1 protein-coding gene is annotated in these 952 nt (G+C 24.1%); it reads left to right on the forward strand.

Annotated elements, in window-relative coordinates; genetic code table 11:
* Positions 1 to 358 precede the first annotated feature (358 nt).
* Positions 359 to 667: a hypothetical protein gene (locus Q8777_RS02625; protein ID WP_318749496.1), complete on the forward strand. Its 309-nt coding sequence runs from the start codon at positions 359 to 361 to the stop codon at positions 665 to 667.
* Positions 668 to 952: the final 285 nt, after the last annotated feature.

The raw sequence follows: 952 nt of genomic DNA on the forward strand, positions 1-952 counted from the left end.
CCTAACCAACTTTTTATTCTGTTTGGGAGTGAACCAATGTTTCATTTGTTTATAGTTAAAACAAATTTCGCGGTGAAAAAGAAAAATAGAGCCTCTGGGGGAGGCGCTATTTCGATATCGATAGTTAAGTTATTTTTGTTGTATAAAGCGTTTTAACTTATTTAATTTTAAAAAATAATTATTATTAAAAATGACCAAATTAAGACTCTTTTCAAGAGTCTTTTTTTATTTAAGAACCAAAAAAATATTTTATCAATTTAAGTCCCTTTTTAAAGGGACTTTTTTAGTTAAATATAAAAAAAACACAACTAACTGACAAAAAAAAGTCAATCAAACTAAAACAGGAGGTTTCAAAAAAATGTTTTGGTTTAAAAATAAAAAAAGAATATTCATTCTTTTCTTCTTAACAGTTTCTCTTCTTATTGTCATCCCTTTTTATTTAATGAAAAAAGATCACAATAATCCTCCCAGTGAAACATATAACATTCCCTCACAAGAACAACTACAAGAAGAGAAAATTAAAAAGCCAAATTATCTTTCTAAACTAAAATATTTTCCTAAAAAGTTAGTTTTTTTTAAAAAACCAATTCATCGATTGATAAAATTTTCAACAAAAACGGCTTCTTTAATGGCAAGTTTAATTGCAATTATTTTGGCCTGCCATTAGGGGTTTTTTAACTCAACAAAAATCAATTAACTGGTTAAGAAAAAAACATTTTTCATTTAAAAACATTTTTTAAAAAAAATAATAAAATATTAAATTTTTAAGACCCTTATTTTAAAGGGTCTTTTTTTATTAACTAAACAAAACAAAGGAGTTTTTATAATATGAACAATTTAAAAAAATTAATAAAAGAAATTATTTTTCTAATTATCGGTGTCATGATCGTTTTCGCTCCCATTTATTTTATAAAAAAACATCAGGATGAAGAATTACACCAAAGTTTTATTG

Origin of the sequence: Candidatus Phytoplasma stylosanthis (assembly GCF_032886435.1) — a bacterium.
In the GTDB taxonomy this organism is placed as follows: Bacteria; Bacillota_I; Bacilli_A; order Acholeplasmatales; family Acholeplasmataceae; genus Phytoplasma; species Phytoplasma stylosanthis.

Bases quoted from the DNA above. Each gene is read 5' to 3' on its own strand.
- Q8777_RS02625 (WP_318749496.1), top strand. From the start codon at position 359: ATGTTTTGGTTTAAAAATAAAAAAAGAATATTCATTCTTTTCTTCTTA.